The sequence below is a fragment of the Alteromonas sp. ABV2_168 genome (assembly GCF_056161165.1).
Genome location: NZ_JBSWYQ010000003.1, coordinates 473,572 through 493,646, shown reverse-complemented (window position 1 = coordinate 493,646; position 20,075 = coordinate 473,572). Strand labels below are relative to the sequence as shown.

The following is a 20,075-nucleotide window of genomic DNA, read 5'->3' as shown; positions in this document are numbered from 1 at the left end:
CTTCAACGCGACAGTTCTCGGCGACGGTACCTGGTCCGCCAACGTGCCCATGGCGATTTCAGAAGGCTTGCTGGATGTGAACGTGTCGGTAATGGATGCAGCGGGCAATGTGGCCACGGTGAATACCTCCGGCCTGATTGACCTGACGCTGCCAATCCTGAACATCAACCCGATCACCGATCTGGCCAGCGACACGCCGCTCATCAGCGGTACGTCTGACGAAATCGGCGCACTGGTAACCATCGATATTACTGACGGTAACGGCGATACCCAGAGCTTCAACGCGACAGTTCTCGGCGACGGCACCTGGTCTGCCAACGTGCCCATGGCAATTTCAGAAGGCTTACTGGATGTGAATGTGTCGGTGCTGGATGCCGCGGGCAATGTGGCCACGGTGAATACCTCCGGCCTGATTGACCTGACGTTGCCAATCCTGAACATTAACCCGATTGCGGACCTGACCAGCAGTACACCGTTGATTTCCGGTACCTCTGATGAAATCGGCGCTCTTATCAGTATTGCTGTGACGGATGGTAACGGTGATACGCAAAGCTTCAACGCCACAGTTCTCGGTGATGGGACCTGGTCGGCGACTGTGCCAACCGCCATTTCTGAGGGCTTGCTGGATGTGAATGTATCGGTGCTTGATGATGCCGGCAATCTGGCAACGGTCAGCACGTCAGGATTAATCGACCTGACACTGCCCATCCTGACTGTTGATGCAATTGGTTTCACTAACGATTTAACACCGACCATCTCAGGTACATCTGATGAAATTGGTGCGACTGTAACCATTGAAACAGAAGACGCGCTGGGCGCAACCCAGTCGCTGACAACGACGGTAGCCGGCGACGGCACTTATACGCTGGATATCCCTACCGATGTAGCGGAAGGTATTCTGAATGTAAATGTGTCAGTGCTGGACGTGGCCGGAAACCTCAGTCAGGTAGCTCTGAGTGGCGAAGTCGATGTGACCCCGCCGTCACTGAATGTGACTCACGTACCTACAATTACTGAACCGTTTATCTCTGGAACTGCCGATCCGGAACTGGAAGGTCTGGCCGTCAATGTAGATTTGACTGCCAACATTCTGGGAATTGAGCAAACTGTGTCAGTAACCGCGACCGTTGCTGAAGATGGTACCTGGACATACGGACCGTTCCTCGATTTGGGTGTAGGCCCGTTATCGTTATCGGCATCTATTACCGATGCTGCCGGAAACGTAACCACTGTGAATGAAGGAGGAAGTCTGTCACTACTCGAAGGCTTCCTGAGTGGTCCAAGCTCTGACTCCGGCGATTCGGGTGATTCGGGTTCACTGCTCTCTCTGAACCTTGGCCCGTTAAGTATCGATATCTAAGGAAATTCAGAAAGAAAACAAAGGGTGTGCTTCTCTGCACACCCTTTTTATTTATAGAAAAGTTCGAGCAAACACGATAAATCAAGAAACTTATCTTTGAGTTCATCTGTCACCGGCATTGTCCGGAATGACATTTCCAGACTCTGCTCTCCGGATAACCACTCGAAAGCTTTAGCCCGCTCCTGAAGAGCTGATTCCATCTGAATCAGCGTATCAGTTTCCACGCCCATCATTATCGAACCGTACAGTTCATCAGAAAAAGGATACAGTACGCCACCAGCAATTTCCGGTAGTAAAAACTTTTTCAGAAAGGTTTTAAATTCCGTTATCTGAGTAATGTCACCATGAAGATTCTTCGGCGCAACGCGAATAGTGGCGATACTCAGATTCAAACGTGCAGCATTCTGTGCCAATAGCCGCGTCTGCTCTATAAAAAACTGTTTACCCGCGAATCCGAACTCATCGGATAACTGATCATTGGCGACCATACGTTGCAGAGAATCATTCAACGCTTTGTTCTGATTTAACTCAACGTGCAGTTCATCCAATCGCCTGACCATATGATCATACTTGATTTGCAGGCCCAGCAATTCCTGCTGCTTTTCCATAACCCGGGTCATATCCAGGTGACATCCCAGCAGTCTTACCGGTTCTCCTTCGCTTGAATAAATTGCAATTCCTCTGCACCTTACCCAAATGACTGAACCATTTTTATGGCGATAGCGCACCATCTGATCATAGGGGATATCCGGATTCTTCAGGTGAAGCGCTAAATTGCGCTGGGCCACAGCCAGATCTTCCTCAAAGATTATGTCCTGCCATTCATGCACTTTGTGTTCTTTGAATTCAGGATCATAACCAAACAGACGCCAGAATTTTGGACTCATCCATTCATTGTCCGGCGATGTTAAATCCCAGTACCAGAGACCGTCGACAACTTCTTCCTGAAAAAACTCGAACATGAGTTTGTCATTCTGAAGCAAATCGTAGAGCTCAGTTTCCAGGTAGTGTTGCCCCGGTGAAAAAGAAGCCGGCTCTTTAGCATCGTCACGCATTTTTAACGACGGCACTCAATAATAGAAATGATAACGCCTTTCGCGGTACTACCAATTTTGTACTGGCTGACCGTCACTTCCAGTTCCCGGGTGCTGTCTTCCTCAGAGAAGATTTTAGTTACTGACGATTTTTGACCACGATTTACCTGAGACACCAGCTCATCCAGTTCTGTCAGGGGCTTTTTGAATGATAAATCTCTGAAATCCCGGTTGATGTCAAAATCGATGATATTGACATACTGCTTCATAGCCTGCGTAAACCGGCGGATTTTCAAATCGCTGTTCAAAAACAGTACCGCCAGATGCGTTGCAATCATCAAATTTTCTAAATCATTATTGATGTCAGTGAGCTCTGCAATTTTCTGTTGATACTCGCTGTTTACGGTATAAAGCTCTTCGTTCACCGACTGAAGTTCTTCATTGGTAGACTGAAGTTCTTCGTTAGCAGCCATCAACTCTTCGTTACTCGACTGCAATTCTTCACTGGTTGAATCCAGATCTTCCAGTGCTTCGCGGTAAAGCTTCTGGCAATCAATCAGCGCGTTATCCAGCTCTTCTATACGTTTTTCAGTTTGCTCACCCCGCTCATAGGTAACATCAGACACCGGCGCAGGCTTGATACCGCCCTTGAAGAAACTGAGAGCGAGATAGGAATTGTCAGGCCCGTTTTCGTGAAAAGCAAAACACCGCAGGGACCAGCTTTCCTCTGCATCCACTTTAATATCCTGCATCAGCACCGAGGAGTTTTCTCTTAACACCTGATGGGCAGCCGAAATCGCTTGCCCGGACAGTTCATCAATCAAAATATCTGACAAATCATAGGTCACCAGGCCCGGTCGTAATTTGGCAGTAAACAGTGAAGTATCGCCATAGCTGTACACCACCCGCAATTTACTGTCGGTGATCAATGTAGGCGGAATATACTCATCCATCACCGCCTGACGGCCAATGGTCGCGGCTTTCCTTTCCTTATCAATACGCTTGTTCGGCATACTCAAATAGTTGGTCACCGATTTGGGACGATAGTGACGGTTCTGGAAAGATGAGGTACTGCTGATTTGAGAGGATGGCACCTTGATGTCTTTAGTTTTCTGATAGATACGGTTACGCTGATCCGTAAAATCAAAGTAGATACTGAAACTCCCCGGCGATTCAGCCGTACCCAAAACCAGATATCCTCTGACTTTTAATGCAAAATGGAAGAACGCCATTACTTTCTGCTGGGCCGCATTTTGCAGATAGATAAGAGTATTCCGGCAACTTACCAGATTCATATTAGAGAACGGCGGATCCTGAATCAGGTTATGAGTCGCAAATACCACCATATTACGGATACGCTTGCTAATCTGATAATTGCTGTCGTTAAGGTGAGTGAAGTGTTTCGTCAAATATTCTGCCGGCACTTCTGAAGAAATACTGCTGGGGTAAGTACCGTTAGCCGCAAAAGCTATAGCAGACTGATCAATGTCGCTGGCAAATACCGTTACATGACGCTCAACCTGCAATTCATCCATCGCTTCAGCAAACAAAATAGCATACGAATATGCCTCTTCGCCGGTTGAGCAGCCCGGGCACCAGATGCGAATAGTTTCGTCTTTAGGTGTTTCCAGCACCAGTGGTTTCACTACATCTTCAAACAGCTTTTCCCACACCTCGCCATCACGGAAAAATTGCGTGACGCCGATTAATAAGTCCTGCTTAACCAGCTCCACCTCGCCGGGCGTTGAGTTCAGGTATTCCCAATACTCATGCAAGGTGTGCTTGCTGTTTATACTCATCCGGTGTTCGATGCGGCGCGATACTGTAGACTCTTTGTAAGCACGGAAATCAAGCTCGGTACGATCATTTATCAGAGCCAGAATATCATCGAGAATTTTTGAATTTTTTGATAGGTGCTCACGGAATTTACTCCGTGTTTCACGGGCCAGAGGATGCTGGATAAAACGCTTAATCTGGTCAGGAATGTCACGGATAGGTAATACGAAGTCTACTGAGCCGGTGTTAATGGCATTTAATGGCATACCGTCAAATTTGGCTTCTTCAGGGTCCTGGGCAATCACCATGGCGCCCATCTCTTTCAGAGACAGCACTCCCCTGCTGCCATCAGAACCAGTACCGGAGAGAATAACTCCGATTGCATGATTCTGCGCATCTTCCGCAAGAGTGCGGAATAACTCATTAATTGGCAGGTTAATGCGATTATCCGGAGGTAAATCAGAAAGGTATATTTTTCCTTCTGCAATGCGCATCAATTTGCCGGCCGGGATAAGGTAAACAGTATTGGCCAGTAACTCTTCTCCTTCAACTGCCTGATGGACTGCCATTGATGTATTCTTACTCAGCAATTCATCCATCATGGATTTAAAATCTGGTGACAGATGCTGAACGATTACATATGAGGCACCTAAATCAGTTGGCAGCAGACTGAACAACTCCTGCAATGCTTCCAGACCACCGGCAGAAGCGCCAATTCCCACAATATAGTGTGATGCCTTCTGGTTTTCCGAGTTTTCCATGTTCCCGTTCCAATTCCCAATGTGTTTTTATGATGCGAGTCGCTGTTTTAGCAGCATTTTCTCCAGTGTATCCGAATCTACAGGGCGAGAGAAATGAAATCCCTGAAAAAGATGGACGCCCATTTTTCGGCACATCTGATACTGCTCATCCGTTTCTATACCCTCAGCCAGAATTTGTAAGCCCAGGCTGTTCCCCATACCAATCATTGCTTTCAGCGTTTTCCTGAACTTCTCGGTATCAAGCATATTTTCGATGAAGTACCGGTCGATTTTCAGTTCATTAAAATTGTAATTCATCAGGCGCTTGAATGAACTGTAGCCAGTGCCAAAATCATCCATGGAAATGAGAAAACCACGCCGGACCAGTTGCTCAATTTGCTGTTCTACTCTGGCGCTGTTCCGCTCCAGCATATTTTCGGTAACTTCAACGCAGACAGCGGTAAACGGGATATGTCTTTGCAAACACAAATTTGTGATGGTTTTAGAAAAGTTTTCTTCTTCCAGTTGAGATATATCCACATTAAGATTCAGGTACAAACTGCTATGTTGTGCACGAAGTCTGGCAAACCCATCCAGTGCCCTTGTTAGCGCCTGGTTGAACAATGCCTCATCCATATTATTTCGCTTGGCAAAGGTGATAACTTCTTCAATGCCTTTAAAAAATTCAAACGGCTTAGTGAAACGGGCCAGTGACTCCACGGAAACAATTTCACCGCTGAGATTGTAAATTGGCTGAAAATGACTAACTAACTCGCCCTTATCCAACACCTGTTGCAGTTCGTTCTTCTGATTTTTTACCCATTTACGCTGCTCCCTTAAATTCACATCGTAAATTTTGAAATGTTCAGTGACAAAAGCCCCTTTCTTTACTTCGTACATGCCCTGATCAGCAGCATCGACAACCGCCTGAACTTTATCTGTGCGGGAAGTGAATTCTTCAAACTGTATAGTAGGCGTCCAGGCAATCCCGATACTGCACTGAATGGACAAATCTTTCCCTTCTATTGTCGTTACCCTGTTGAGCGCGTTGGAAATCTTTTTCGCAATGTTACCCACTACTTTCTCTGTCGTGACGCCTGGCATGCAAATCACGAACTCGTCGCCACCAAAACGGGCGGATAAGTCCTGCTCACGCACTACAGCCTGTATTCGTCTCGCGACAACTTCAAGCACTCTGTCGCCGAATTTGTGGCCCAGGGTATCGTTAATGTCTTTAAACTTGTCCAGGTCAACAAATACAAACAGAGAGCGGCTGAATTTAGCTTCCTCGAGTTCTTCCACTTTACGGATAAACGCGCTGCGATTTAACAGTTCAGTCAATGGATCGTGATCTGCCATATACTGGAGTTTGGTTTCGGCGCGAAACTCTTTAGTAATATCGTTCACTGTAATAGTGGCACTGATAAAATTATCACGGTGGTTAAAATAGGCGGCCAGTTGAACTGAAAAAACGAAAATACTGCCAAGAGGACTGACAAACTCCATACGGGTTTTATAAAGACTACGTTTCAGTTCCTTATCCATAATATGCGCCTGGAACTCACGGGTCACTTTCGGCGGCATATAATCAGTCCAGCCCCTGCCGTAAAGCTCATCCATGGAGGTTTTCATCATGTCTGCGCAACGTGCATTCACAAAGACAGCGTTCCAGTGGCGATCTACATTGATTACTCCCACGGGTAAATCGTGTGCAATCTTAGTGATGCTTTTACTGTCAGAGAATACTGAAAGCGCCCACGGACAAGCCGGATCACCGGTGGATGAAAGTACACAGTGATACCCGATAAGCTTTTCAACTTCTACCAGTTGGGGAGTCTGACTTGCTTTATCGGTATCCAGTTGATGAAGTGCGGAAGGCAGTAAAGAGGTGTAGGCGAACCGGGAAACATTCGGTGTTGCCCGGCACAACTTCTTATCCTGATCGTAATATGCGGTGAACCCGTCATTGAGTTCGACTAACAGCTCACTGACATTTCCTGATGGGTGAAACACTGGTTCTTTCGTTACTGTATGACTCACCGTTGAAAACCCTGTAAAAGTGACATCCACTCATGTGCAACCACTTTCATACACATCCGTTATATAGCATAGACGCTATATCAAATAACGGGATATCAGGGTAAAAAGTTCAGTATTGCGCGGTCTGAACAACCGCGCAGGAGGAGATTTTTCGCTATTTTTGATAAGGAGACACACCGCCTTCTTCAATAAACCGGTCGATGCGTTGTTCAAGCACAGACAAAGGTACTGAGCCCAGTTGCAAAACCGCATCGTGGAAATGGCGGATATCGAATTTTTCACCTAATGCAGATTCAGCGCGGGCACGGTTTGATTCCATTGCCATTTGTCCCAGGTAATAAGACAACGCCTGACCCGGCCATGCAATATAACGATCAACTTCGGTGGTAATTTCATGGACCGACAGCGCCGTGTTGTCTTTCATGAACTGCTGCGCCTGTTCACGGCTCCAGCCTTTTGCATGGATACCGGTATCTACCACCAGCCGTGCTGCACGCCACATCTGATAGCTCAGCATGCCAAAGATTTCATAGGGGGTGTGGTAAATTCCCATCTCTTCGCCCAGCTTCTCGGTATACAGAGCCCATCCTTCTCCGTAAGCAGAAATGTAGCTTTCCCGCCGGAAGTCCGGGATCCCGTCATTTTCCAGTGACAACGGCATCTGGAAGGCGTGTCCCGGCGCTGACTCATGCAGGGTCAGGGCAGGCAGCGAATAAAGCGGGCGTGAAGGTAAATCGTAGGTGTTTACCAGATAAACGCCCGGACCACCGCGGCCGGCAGTATAAAACGGTGCAATATCATCAGGCACAGGAATAATAGCAAAACGGGCACGGGGCAGATGACCGAAAAAGTCAGAGGCCACGGCATCAAACTCTTTGGCTGTCCAGGCCGCTCTGTCGAGCAGCGCCTGAGGCGTATCGACATAGAACTGCGGATCGGTGCGCAGGAAATGAAGGAATGCGGCTAAATCGCCATCAAAATTCACTTCAGCCATGACATCGTGCATGCGGTCACGGATTTTCGCCACTTCATCCAGACCAATCTGATGAATTTCTTCCGGCGTTAGATCCAGTGTGGTGTACTTTTTTGCCTGAGCACGGTAATAAGCTTTGCCATCAGGTAAATCGTAAGCGGCAATGGAAGGCTGTGCCCCGGGGATGTACTCTTCAACTAAAAAGGACAGCAGCTTTTTATGCGCAGGGATCACCGCTTCGCTGATCGCTTTTTGTGCCTGTGCACGCAAAGCCTGTTGTCGCTGTGCAGAGATTTTGGCAGGGAACTTAATAAACGGCTGAAAATACACGTTATCTTCACCAGCAGCGTCAACTACCGACTCCACAGAGCGTTCACGGCCAGCCAGAGAAATCGCCGGTAAGGTAAACTTCCGCGCAAGACCCATTTTCATGTTGGCAATCTGTTGATCAAAATACCGTGGCATATCGTTAAGCCAGGCGATGTAATTCACATAATCCTGTTCGCTGTGAAATGTCTCCCGCGCCAGGTATGTCAGGTCGCTCCAGAATGCGGTATCACCCAGCAAAGGCTTTTCCCAGCTACGGTATTCCTGATCCATAATGAGGTTTTCAATCTGATTACGGTATACCGCATAGTTGGTCTGATTCTCTTCCGACAATGTGGCGGTATCAATAGTATTCAGCTCTCTCAGCACAGACTGCCAGCGGCTCAGGCGCTTTTCCTGCGTGGCCTGACTCACATCCGGCAAAGCAGATGGCGCTGCGTGTGTATCGCTGTTTTCATCCACACTGTAGTAATTCTTACGCCACTGCCATTCCTGCGAGTATAAGGTTTCAAACTGGCCGTCGGCGGTATCTGTTGCAAGGGGTTCAGAAGCCGCATACACCGCAGCACTTCCCTGAAAGGCCAGAAAGACGGATAAACTGAGGATGCGTACAGAGCGTGTAAAAGTGGTCACAAATATTCTCCCTGTTTTTATTGTTATGTACCTGAAATGGGTTGTATTGAGTTTTAACACGGCGGGACAACGGATTACCAGATTTAGCCGCCGGTTGTGCAAATTGAGCGGATAAACAGCAAATCGGCAGGCGGACTGAATTTACCGCCGGACGAGGAGATCCTTTGCTTATATATCCGTATGATAGCAACCACAAGAAGCCGGACAGATAACCGGCAAAATAAGCGAATTTACCGGAGGTAACATGACAGGAAACGGCATAGGCGGAAAAACAAAAGAAGAAGCTTTGTCCACGCTTCAGGATATGACAAAAGATACTGTGGCGATTGGCAAAGAAGAGTTTGAAGCCAGGATCCGAAAAGCGCAGGCATTAATGAAAGCGCAGGGTATTGCGGCGCTTTACCTTAATGCCGGCACCAATATGACCTATTTCACCGGCCTTGAATTGTACGCCAGTGAAAGACTGGTGGGCGCATTACTGCCAGCAGAAGGTCCGGTCACTTTTATCGCACCGTTTTTCGAAATAGCTTCCCTGTCTGAACGTCAGATCATCGCCGGTGACATTGCCGGCTGGCAGGAACATGAAAGCCCATATGTCCTGTTCGCCCGCTTGTTAAAACAGACCGGTGTAAAGCCAGGTGATAAAGTGGGTATTGATGAATCAACGGCCTTTTTTATTACCGACGGTTTTCAAAAAGCCATGCCGGAGCTCCAACTGGTTAACGCCAGTCCGGTGACTGCAGGATGCCGCATGCATAAAACGGCACCGGAACTGGCCCTTATCCAGCGGGCCATGGATATGACGCTGGAGGTGCATAAAGCCGCCGCCAGTATTCTTTACGAAGGGATCACCACCACCGAAGTGGAACAGTTCATTAATCAAGCGCACAAGAAAACCGGCGCGCCGGCAGGTTCGTGTTTCTGTATCGTACTGTTCGGTAAAGCCACCTCTTTTCCTCATGGCGTGAAAGATCCACAGGTATTGAAACCCGGCGATCTGGTGCTCATCGACACGGGCTGTAAATTAAAAGGTTATCTGTCTGACATAACCCGTACTTACTGCTTTGGAGAGCCTACAGAAAAACAGGCCCGCTTGTGGCAAGCAGAAAAAGAAGCGCAGATTGCCGCGTTTAACGCAGCACAACCCGGTACGCCTTGCGGACGGGTTGATGCCGCAGCCAGAGACTGTCTGGCGGGCTACGGGCTGGGCCCCGATTATCAGTTGCCCGGCCTGCCCCACCGCACCGGTCACGGTATCGGCATGGACATACACGAATGGCCCTATCTGGTGAAAGATAATCCGCAGCCGTTGGCTACCGGAATGTGTTTCAGTAACGAGCCGATGATTGTGGTCCCCGGGGATTTCGGGATCCGCCTTGAAGACCATTTCTACATGACAGATGAAGGCCCAGCATGGTTTACTGAGCCCGCTAACAGTATTGAGAAACCTTTTAACTAAGATGAGTTATTCCATTCCTGCGCAGCGTTACGAAACCCTGCTGGAAATTAAGAAGAGTAAATTTTATGCCTGTGCCGGCTTCGCCCAGACCCGCGAAGACGCCATGCTGATGCTTGATGAAGTGAAAGCCCGCTATCCGGATGCCAGACATCATTGCTGGGCGTATCTTTTAGGCCATCCCGACCAGCCACTCAGCGTGGCGATGTCTGATGACGGGGAACCCTCCGGCACAGCCGGAAAGCCTATACTCAATGTATTGCAGCATAAACCGGTGGGTAACATCATGATGATCGTTACCCGCTATTTTGGCGGTATAAAACTGGGAGCCGGCGGACTTGTCCGCGCCTATTCTGGCGCAGCACAACAGACCATGGAAACCCTGCCGGTTATTACTCAGGTAAAACTGAATGCCTTTACCGTGACCTCTGATTTTGCTCAGGAACAATTTGTCCGCCACTGGACTGAATCGGTAAAAGGTAAAGTCACAGATTGCACTTACTCGCAGGCTGTAAACCTTAGTATTGCCATACCCGACAGCGCCGTTGAGGCTTTACGTCAATATGAAGGAAGTCTCGGTTTGACAGTAAAAGCCGTTAAAGGGTGACGGTCCGTTAACTACAAAAGCGTATGTGATATTTGGTGGAAATGAACTTAATGCAGTTCTCAGCTCCACTATTCATGCGGGTTTGACGGGGACGTTCAAATAAGCATTCTGCTAAGGAAGATGCGAATAAGTCCCCGATGTGAGATCATAGCTGCATAGTAAATCACAGCCATTAACGTCTATGAGCCATCAGTTCACCTTTGCAGATAGCGAGTTTTCAAGCAAACGCTGCCAGACGAGAAAAGAGATTTTCTTATCCCGGATGGATAACCTGCTGCCGTGGTCTCAATTGCTGGAAGTGATTGAACCCTTTTATCCTAAAGCAGGCAATGGCAGACGTCCGTATGCGCTTGAGACCATGTTTCGCATTCACTGTATGCAGCAATGGTATAGCCTCGGTGATGAAGCGATGGAAGATGCGTTATATGAAATTGCTTCGATGCGTCAGTTTTCACAACTGTCACTGGATAAAGCCATTCCTGACCGCACCACTATTATGAACTTCCGGCACTTGCTGGAAAAACACAAGCTGACTCGCCAATTATTCAAAACGGTCAATCAATGGCTGTCGGATTGCGGTGTGATGATGACGCAAGGAACATTGGTAGATGCCACGATTATTGAAGCACCCAGCTCCACTAAAAATAAAAAGAATGAACGTGACCCGGACATGCATCAGACTAAAAAAGGCAATGAATGGCACTTCGGGATGAAAGCCCATATTGGTGTGGATGCCAAGAGTGGCCTGACCCATACGCTGGTAACCACCGCCGCCAATGAGCATGACCTGAATCAGATGAAGAACCTGTTGCATGGCGATGAGGAATTCATCTCTGGCGATGCTGGTTATCAAGGCGCAGAAAAGCGGGAAGAACTTAAAGACACGGATGTTGAATGGCTGATTGCTGAGCGTCCCGGAAAAGTTCGGGCGCTGAAGAAGCATCCCCGCAAGAATAAAACCGCCATCAACATCGAATATTTAAAAGCCAGCATTCGGGCGAAAGTAGAACACCCGTTCCGGATCATCAAATGTCAGTTCGGCTTTATCAAAGCACGTTATAAAGGGCTGATGAAAAATGATTCACAGTTAGCCATGCTATTCACCTTGGCAAACCTGTTTAAAGTAGACCAGATGTTGCGACGTAAGCCTAACTCTTTCTTAAATCCGGGAATAGCCCGGATTAGGGGCGAAATCCGGCCTAAAACGGCAGTATATTGGCCGAAATAGGAAATTTGGCGTTCAAAAGTTAAGCTGGCAGTACAAAGTCTCGATCCAGACCTAAATTGCAGGGCTTATTCGCTGTTTCCTTAGTAAAAAAGTGTACGGTTCGGATAAAGCAACTGCGAGGGCATTAACGAGTAATGTTGGCGTGTTTAGCGCCTTTCATAAACAAAAGCCGGAAGGCGATAGCGATTTACTGTTCACCTTACCGGCTTGTTTAGCAATGATATCAGGCACTAGCGCTGCATTTTCTCATCATTAGAAGTTATAGGTGGCCCGCACAAACAAGCGCCGCCCATCTTCTACGCTTCCTTTGGTGTCATAATCGGACCAGTCTCGGTTAGTGATGTTGTGTACGCCTACATTAAAGCGCAAAGTTTCACTGTGATTGATCGTTGCACCGACATCAAGTAAGCCCAGCGACGGGCATGAGTCATCGCCAAAACAGCCCGGAGAAGGGCGGTTGCTGGCGCGCAGTCGAGAGCGGAAGCGATAGCTTGCCCAGGCCTGAACTTTGTCAGTGGCATCCCACCGTAATGTCGTAACCAGGTTGTGGTGAGGGGAGCCGCTGAGGGGCTGCCCTGCGTTTTCACCGGTTTCTTCTTCAGAATCCAGCCAGGTATATGCCGCTTTCCATGAAATTGTCTCGGTTAATGATGTATCTAACGTTAGCTCAACCCCGTGTGACCACGCCGAATCAATGTTAACGCGCCGTGACCAGCTGCACTCGTAGTCAACAGTGGCAAGGGCATCGGCACAATAGCCTTGCGGGTCGACAATATCACCAATAATCAGATTACCCTGCTCATCTGAATAAACTGTTTGATAACTTAAGCTATCCAGTTTGTCATTATATTCGGTTCTAAACAGGGTGACTGCGATGTTGGTACGATCAAACCCTTCCCAAATAGCGGCAATCTCATAGTTAACACTGGTTTCGGGCTGCATGTCAGAGTTGGCGTAGGTATAGGATAACGCACCGGTCGTACTGTCTTCACTGCTGGTTACCAGACCTGGGGCAACGTAATCGGCACGCGGCGCCTTGAAGCCGGTGGCGACGCCCCCTTTAATGGTGAGCTCCGTTGAGGCCTGCCACACCAGATATGCCCGTGGGCTGAGATGGCTGTCAAAATCTTCCGGATCGTCGTAGCGCAGGCCCAAAGTCAGCGTCCAGCCATCAATGAAACCCCACTCATCTTCGATGAATACCGCCTGATTTTTTTGCGTAATAACATCAATCACATCCCCCTGCACACTTTCGATATTCCAGTTGTTCACCTCGTTACTGGTTAACTGTGTACCCAATGTCGTGATGTGATCACCGGACAATTTCCAGGGCGTGACAATCTTGGCATCAAGTGTCCAATTATCCGCCTCGTTATCGCCTTTTTCTGCATCTTCTTTTTGAAACAGTACTTGGGTATTACCAATGTCCCATTTGCCGAAGTAAGAGAGCGACCATGCATCGCGCCGGGTGGTCTGCTCCCACAGGTTACCGGGTGAACGCCCGGCTACCCACGCATACATATTGAAGTATTCATGGCTTTTTTCAAAAATAAACTCCTGATCCTCATACGGCTTGTACCAGATTTTTCCAGTAAGGTTGCGGTTGGTTCGTTGGGGTTCACCGCGAGGAACGTTGTCTTCATCACGGTGCTGTTCACGACCACTGATTTGCACCCCAACCTTATCACTATACACAGGCCCATTCAGATAAAAGCTCAGCCCACGGCCATTGCCAAAATTGGCTTCTTCTTGCAGGGTGTAGTCTGCACTGATTTCACCCATCCATTCAGGAGACCCTTTTTTAGTAATAACGTTAATTACCCCACCCATAGCATCAGACCCATAAAGAGTGGACATGGGGCCGCGAATCACCTCAATTCGCTCAATTGCCGACGCAGGGGGAAGAAAGCTTTGCTTTACATTGTTGTTCCCGCGACGGGCAATGCCATTGAGGTTTTGGCGTTTACCATCAATAAGAATCAAGGTGTAGCCCGCTGGCATACCGCGCAAGCTGATGTCTACGTTCCTCCCTTCACCATTAGTTAACGCCGCGCCGGGAATTTCTCGAATAACGTCAGTAAAATCGGTGATAGGCCGTAATTCCAATTCTTCCGGGGTAACCACGCTGATACTGGCGGGTGCCTCTGACACCACTTGTTCAAAACCACTGGCACTGACTACTGTAGTATCCAGATATTCAATGTCGTCATTTTCCTGTGCTGATGCCAAGGTGGAAATGCCGCCCAATGAAATGCATGAAGCTAGCGCAAACTGCCGGCAGGCAGAAAACCCAGGCAGTTGTGTTTTTACCGCGCAAGCGAGTGTGGTTAATCTCATAAGTCCTCTTTACTTTTCTGTGCAATTTAAATTTTAACTAAAACGCTAAGGATAATAATTATTATTTACAAATTAATAAGTAACTAGCCCAAAGCCATCCTCTTTTTACAAGGAAGTGATGACCCTTAAAGGGTGAATAAAAGACTGGCGCCAGCTTCGTAGGCCCCGCTCATATTGTCCTCGGCAGAACGGGATTTGATACCGGCTTTTATCACCCAGATGCCGGCAGCGCTAACGTTGATCATCGCTATTCCAGAATCATCGGTTTTCAAACGCTGGGTGTCGCCGCTTGGGGGAATCGCTTTGACACTCGTTTGCAGCGGCTTGCCTTTGTGTAATACCTGAACCTGCATTTCATCACCTGCATTTAGTGTGGAAGGATGCTGTAACGGTACGATTTCCAGCAGTTGCCCAGATACCAGGCTTTCCGTGCTCCCACTACCCACAACGGCTTTGGCAAAGTCATCAATACGCAGTGTGTTTTTAGGCGAAGTAGCAGGCTCACCTTTTGTCATTCCCCGATAGCGGGGCGCCGCCGTGGTAAAAATCACTCCTTGTGATTGTTCGTCAGGCAGACGGTAGCGAAGCACTTTCGCATCCTCATCAGATTCTGCGACCAGCCATTGTACGCCCTTGGCAGTGACCATACGGGTAGCAAGGCGACTGGGTGTTAATGTTCTATCGCCTTCAAAAAACTTTTCCGTCATCATGATTTCCACCGTTTTGGACGTTGTTTCGGCTTTGATGAGCAACGTATGAGCGGCGCAAGTAAGTGAGAATGTCGATAAGGTTAATAGGCAAAGTGACTTTAAAAGCATTTTTCTATTTTTCTTAATCAAAGTTGTAAGAATGTGGCCGACACGCCAAGCCCAGCGATGACAATGGCCGCAATAAAAAAGGTGTTATTGGCTGTAAAGGAAAATAGCATCATGGTGGCCAGCGCTGTCGGCGTCAGCATCATCAACCACATAATGATGCCAATTGACAGCCCGTGAGGCGTTACAAACGGTAGCGCTGCAAGTATCAACAGTACGGTAGCAATAATTCGAAGCGCACTACGCTGCAAGGTAGGTAAGATTCGTTTGAATATGTCCCGCTGATGCTGAGGCATCCCCATCAGCAGCAACATCCAGCCTGACAACGATAGAAGAAGGGCCGATATCATGATTGCGCTACCGCCTTTGCTGGCCGCGAAGCGGGTTTTCTAGCCGGGTATCGCTTCAGCCAGCGTAATGTGAGCCACGCCCCCACCGCCAGAAGAAGAACAACCCCATCCGCACTGAGCAAAATTGCTAGGCCGACAGAAGATTCCATGGCGAGCGGCAGGATGACACCAACATCAAAGAGCACCAGCGCGGCGAAGGTAATAACACAGGCCCACAGACTTTCCTGCCAGCAGCGCGAGGGGTTAGGCCATACCCAATGTCGCAACCAGGCGTATGCAAAGAACACCGACCACGTGGAAAAGAAAACGATAATGTCGTTACTCACCATTCTTTGGTCGCTACCGCCAAGCACTCGATTTGCCCAGATCCCGGCGATAATACTGAGAAATAATCCAATAATGGCGGTGAGGTTTAAAACAGAAACCCAGCGCAAATTGGCCGGAAGCAATGCCCCTTTATACTTTTCTTCGCGCCGTTTACTCCACAGCACCAACCCAGATGCCACCATTAACGAACCGGCAACACCACCGACAAAATATAACCAACGCTGCACAGGTTGGGCAAAGCGCATGAGGTGCCAGGCGGTCAAAACGTTGTAAACCCCCTGTGTCGCACTGATGCTCTGGGTGTCAGGCGAACTGATTACAAGGGTGCCGTCGCTGCCATCAAACCGTAACGCTTCACTTCTTGCCCGCGTCACAATGCTATTTGCCCCTTGTTGGCTAAAAATATAGGAAGGCGTACCCAGCGGATCCATAATCTGTATACTGCTCACCCCCGCTGGCCATCGTTGCCGCGCACCTTTAAGCAAAGCGGGCACGATGTAGCGCGGGTCTGTTGCGTTTTGAGTCAGTAGCGGCGCTACCGGTAGGGATTGTTCTTGCATGCTTACCCCGCCTTTGCCGCCGCTCTCCTGACGAAATTGCTGAAAATCGCCCTCATAAGCTGCGTCAATTCCCCAGGGGATCAGTAGATACATCAGCAACAGCAGGCCGCTGAAGGTGATCATCAGGTGAAACGGTAGCGCCAATACAGACACGGCATTATGCAAGTCCAGGCAGGAACGCTGGCCCTTGCGAGGGCGAAAGGTGAAGAAGTCGGCAAAGATACGCCGGTGAATAATTACGCCAGTGATAAGGGCAATAAACATGGCTGCCGTAGCGATACCAATAAACCAGCGCGCGCCACTTCGAGGTAAGTTATACAGCTCAAAGTGCATGCGATACAGAAAATCGATAAACCGGGTTGGCTGGGGCGTAACTTGCTGCCCGGTGGCAGGCTCCAACTCTGCGCGCTTACCCGCGCGTTTTGAACGAGGCTCACCCGGCGCCAGCCATCGCACTGATACGGTGGCAGAGCGGTGCGGCAACGTGATGATCCACTGAGCAGCTGGCCCTTGTTGCTCTAAAAATTCTATGGCGTTTTGCACGCCTGCCACGTTCTCGGTATCAGTTACCTGCAACAGTTCAGGCTGTATCCACACGCTGAGTTCGTCGCGAAACACGCTGATGGTGCCGGTAACAAACACCATAAAAAGAACCCAGCCGAACAACAGCCCTAACCAGGTATGCACCCAACTGCTGCTCTGGCGCCAGTTCAGTTTGGACGCTGCTGGTATTGCACCCATTACCCCAACGCTCCCATCAAAGCAAGTATTGTTATCGCGCCCAGCCCTAATACCATCATTAGTCCGGTAATATGCCAAAGGCGCTGGACTCTAAACGTCACTATGACTAAAACAGTGAACAGAACAAACGCCAGCATGGTTGCCAATAACAGTGCATCCGGCCTGGGCAAAGGTAAGCTTACGGCAAACGCCGCGGTCCATAATGCCACCACCGCATAATTTCCTGCCGTAGCAAGCAAAACGCGCCACACAACATCAACGACAGACCGTTTCAACAAAGGTTTTCGCGGCAACAAGAACAAGTGGTATAAACTGGAGAGCAACATAAAATAAAACGCTTCACTTTACTAAGGGATAATGATTATGATTATGATTACTATTAGTAGGCAAGTGTAATCGTTGAACCTGACGACACCCTGACAAGATTACCCATTAAGAACGTTCAAGCATGAAATTATTAGTTGTTGAAGATCACAGCGCCCTGCGTGCCTTACTGAGTGACAATCTGACTGAGCATGGCTTTTCAATTGATGTAGCTGCCACGACAAAAGAAGCATTGGCGTTGCTGCAGTTGGTAGAATACGACTTGGTGATCCTTGATTTAGGATTGCCTGACGGCGACGGCATGAGCGTTTTAAAGCAGTTACGTAACACACTCGGCTTTAAAAATCCGTGTTTAATTATTTCTGCCAGAGACGCCCTGCAGAGTAAAATCGCAGGATTGGACGCCGGGGCAGATGATTATCTGATTAAGCCTTTCGAGTTTGCCGAGCTGCATGCCCGCCTGCGTGCCCTGTTGCGACGACCAAAAGAATTAAGCGGGAGTGTCGTCGAAGTGGCGAATCTGTGTTTATGCAAAGTGAAAAAACTGGCCTTTGTTGATGGCTCCCCTATTCAACTTGCCCGCCGGGAATATTTGTTATTAAGCGAGTTAGTCAACCACGTGGGCTGGGTGGTTATCAAAAATCAGCTTGAAGATCGCCTTTACGGCTTCAATGAAAACTCTTCTCCCAATGCGGTAGAGGCTTTGGTATCAAGGGTGAGGCGCAAGCTGGCCAAAGAAGGCGCTAACTGCCAGATCGAAACGGTGCGGGGCCTGGGCTATAAAATTGCGATACGTGATAACCCCGCATGCTGCTAAAGTGGTTGAAGATAATAACGGCCAGTCTCTCTGGCAGAATGACTCTGGCGCTTCTGCTGATGCTGATAGCAGGGCTTATGATTTCCACCATGTACCTCAACCAGACTATCGGCGACTTGCGTCGTTCACTTGTGCATGTGGAAGCCCATCGCCTGGTAGATGGCGTCACCGCGGATAAAGGGTTATCGACGCTTCCTTTATGGCAACAAACCACTGGCGACGTGCAATACACGCTGTATTCACCCGACGGTGAGTTGCTGTGGTATTCACAAAACCTGGAACGCCCGCGGCGTTTCAAGCCATCCGTGCTATCGACAAGCTGGTATTCATTATTATTTAATCGTATCGGCCACGTTCTCAACGTGCCTGTCGGGCTCAATGACGGCAATATTATGATGGTGTCGTTGAATGACTCTCATTTTCGCGCCATTCTTGAGCCCTTAATTAACCAACGGATTTCCCGTACACTGTGGCTAATGCTGCCGCTGAGTCTTCTACTTAGTATTATTCTGGTGCCGTTGCTGGTGCGCTGGACGTTACGTTCGGTAAATCATGCTTCTGCCGTCGCCGGAAACATTCACCCCCACGGAGACATTAAACACATTCCCACTGAGGCATTACCCTCTGAAATCCAACCTTTAGCAGTAGCGGCGAATACTGCGCTGGAAAAACTCGATAATGCGTATCAGGCAGAGCGACAGTTTGTGGCTGACGCAGCGCATAGCTTACGCACCCCATTAACGGTACTTGCACTGCAGTTTGAGAATGTCGCGCATGGAAAAAGTCAGGATCTTTCGCTAATTCACACAGAACTGGCACGTCTACAACAACTGGTTTCCCAACTTCTCCAACTGGCAAGGCTGGAACACAATGGCGATGGGAGTGCAGGTATTCAGCAAACCCAGATGTCGCGCTGCATACGACAAGTAATAAACCTGTTGTTGCCTCGTTTTGACAAACAACAACGTACGCTGAACCTGCATATTCCTGCCGAAGCGGAATATCAGGTCTGTCTCGGCTCCTCCTACCTCTTTCACGAAGTGCTGACGAATTTGCTTGAAAATGCGCTTATGCACGGTGAAGGAGACGTGAATGTAGAGGTATCAGTAACAACTGACACGATGGCCATCAGTATCACTGATCAAGGTACGCAATTAACCGATGACTCTTTAGACACACTTTGCGCGCGCTTTTACAAAAGGCAAATCGACAGCAGTGGCAGCGGTCTGGGGCTAGCCATCGTCAACGCCATTCTTCCTCATATTCACGGCACATTGACACTGCACAGTTCTCCCCAAACCCGTTTTACCCTCTCGTTTTTGCTATCGAATATTCCTTTTCAGCAAAAAATTATCTTTTGACTCACACTGGGAGATGCACTTCGGAGTTGAATTCGCGACTGCACTGTGTTGCATACTGATTTGCCCAGTTTTGTATAAGAGGAACTCTTTGGACCACCTTTTTGGTCAGGGTTTTTAATACGAGATGCTAGTCTTCCTGTGACCTTCACGCGACCATCGGTAAGTTTTACTTCTTCTCGAAATTGATTTTGTTTCCAATCCGCTTTTTCAATTGCAGGCGTTATGTACTTGGTACAAATATCTCTTTCTGAAAGTGCTTTTTTATCCAT

Annotated in this window: 16 protein-coding genes; 6 read left to right on the top strand and 10 right to left on the bottom strand. The window is 48.5% G+C overall.

Annotated elements, in window-relative coordinates; genetic code table 11:
• Positions 1-1,360: Ig-like domain-containing protein (locus ACXAH4_RS07730; protein ID WP_474881360.1), on the top strand; the 1,360-nt coding region annotated here is incomplete at its 5' end.
• Positions 1,361-1,407: 47 nt separating this feature from the next.
• On the opposite strand, the gene ACXAH4_RS07725 is transcribed toward ACXAH4_RS07730, so the two are convergent.
• The 4 genes from ACXAH4_RS07725 to ACXAH4_RS07710 all read right to left on the bottom strand — a co-directional run bounded on the left by ACXAH4_RS07725 (position 1,408) and on the right by ACXAH4_RS07710 (position 8,883).
• Entirely contained in the window at positions 1,408-2,415 is a 1,008-nt protein-coding gene (locus ACXAH4_RS07725; protein WP_474881358.1) for a PAS domain-containing protein, read from the bottom strand.
• Positions 2,416-2,417: 2 nt separating this feature from the next.
• Entirely contained in the window at positions 2,418-4,931 is a 2,514-nt protein-coding gene (locus ACXAH4_RS07720; RefSeq protein ID WP_474881356.1) for a chemotaxis protein CheB, read from the bottom strand.
• A gap of 27 nt (positions 4,932-4,958) precedes the next feature.
• Positions 4,959-6,950, bottom strand: a complete 1,992-nt coding sequence (locus ACXAH4_RS07715; protein WP_474881355.1) for a sensor domain-containing protein — start codon at positions 6,948-6,950, stop codon at positions 4,959-4,961.
• Positions 6,951-7,104: 154 nt separating this feature from the next.
• Positions 7,105-8,883, bottom strand: coding sequence for a DUF885 domain-containing protein (locus tag ACXAH4_RS07710; RefSeq protein ID WP_474881353.1), 1,779 nt, complete (start codon positions 8,881-8,883; stop codon positions 7,105-7,107).
• A 244-nt stretch (positions 8,884-9,127) separates the two neighbouring features.
• Here ACXAH4_RS07710 and ACXAH4_RS07705 point away from each other — a divergent pair, with 244 nt between their 5' ends.
• From ACXAH4_RS07705 to ACXAH4_RS07695, 3 genes are all read left to right on the top strand, one after another.
• Positions 9,128-10,342 (top strand): M24 family metallopeptidase, encoded by a 1,215-nt coding sequence (locus ACXAH4_RS07705; RefSeq protein WP_474881351.1) that lies wholly within the window; start codon positions 9,128-9,130, stop codon positions 10,340-10,342.
• Between the two features lies 1 nt (position 10,343).
• Entirely contained in the window at positions 10,344-10,946 is a 603-nt protein-coding gene (locus ACXAH4_RS07700) for a YigZ family protein (protein ID WP_474881349.1), read from the top strand.
• Positions 10,947-11,127: 181 nt separating this feature from the next.
• Complete coding sequence (locus ACXAH4_RS07695) at positions 11,128-12,174, top strand: IS5 family transposase (RefSeq protein WP_474881347.1); 1,047 nt, start codon at positions 11,128-11,130, stop codon at positions 12,172-12,174.
• Between the two features lie 252 nt (positions 12,175-12,426).
• Here ACXAH4_RS07695 and ACXAH4_RS07690 read toward each other — a convergent pair whose 3' ends face one another.
• From ACXAH4_RS07690 to ACXAH4_RS07670, 5 genes are all read right to left on the bottom strand, one after another.
• Positions 12,427-14,403 (bottom strand): TonB-dependent receptor domain-containing protein, encoded by a 1,977-nt coding sequence (locus ACXAH4_RS07690; protein WP_474881345.1) that lies wholly within the window; start codon positions 14,401-14,403, stop codon positions 12,427-12,429.
• A 233-nt stretch (positions 14,404-14,636) separates the two neighbouring features.
• Positions 14,637-15,329 carry a DUF4198 domain-containing protein gene (locus ACXAH4_RS07685; RefSeq protein ID WP_474881343.1) on the bottom strand — a complete coding sequence of 231 codons (693 nt, stop codon included), beginning with the start codon at positions 15,327-15,329 and terminating at the stop codon, positions 14,637-14,639.
• 17 nt (positions 15,330-15,346) lie between these two features.
• A complete protein-coding gene (locus ACXAH4_RS07680; RefSeq protein ID WP_474881341.1) occupies positions 15,347-15,676 on the bottom strand; it encodes a DUF3325 domain-containing protein in 330 nt (109 codons plus the stop codon).
• Positions 15,673-17,304, bottom strand: a complete 1,632-nt coding sequence (locus ACXAH4_RS07675) for a PepSY-associated TM helix domain-containing protein (RefSeq protein ID WP_474881340.1) — start codon at positions 17,302-17,304, stop codon at positions 15,673-15,675. The genes ACXAH4_RS07680 and ACXAH4_RS07675 overlap by 4 nt, the downstream gene beginning before the upstream one ends.
• Positions 17,304-17,513: a hypothetical protein gene (locus tag ACXAH4_RS07670; RefSeq protein WP_474881339.1), complete on the bottom strand. Its 210-nt coding sequence runs from the start codon at positions 17,511-17,513 to the stop codon at positions 17,304-17,306. The genes ACXAH4_RS07675 and ACXAH4_RS07670 overlap by 1 nt, the downstream gene beginning before the upstream one ends.
• A gap of 239 nt (positions 17,514-17,752) precedes the next feature.
• On the opposite strand from ACXAH4_RS07670, the gene ACXAH4_RS07665 reads away from it, so the two are divergent.
• A complete protein-coding gene (locus ACXAH4_RS07665; RefSeq protein WP_474881337.1) occupies positions 17,753-18,445 on the top strand; it encodes a response regulator in 693 nt (230 codons plus the stop codon).
• A gap of 38 nt (positions 18,446-18,483) precedes the next feature.
• Entirely contained in the window at positions 18,484-19,806 is a 1,323-nt protein-coding gene (locus ACXAH4_RS07660) for a sensor histidine kinase (RefSeq protein WP_474881335.1), read from the top strand.
• Here the strand turns inward: ACXAH4_RS07660 and ACXAH4_RS07655 are convergent.
• Positions 19,785-20,075: a hypothetical protein gene (locus ACXAH4_RS07655; protein ID WP_474881334.1), complete on the bottom strand. Its 291-nt coding sequence runs from the start codon at positions 20,073-20,075 to the stop codon at positions 19,785-19,787. The two genes, ACXAH4_RS07660 and ACXAH4_RS07655, sit on opposite strands and share 22 nt — an antisense overlap.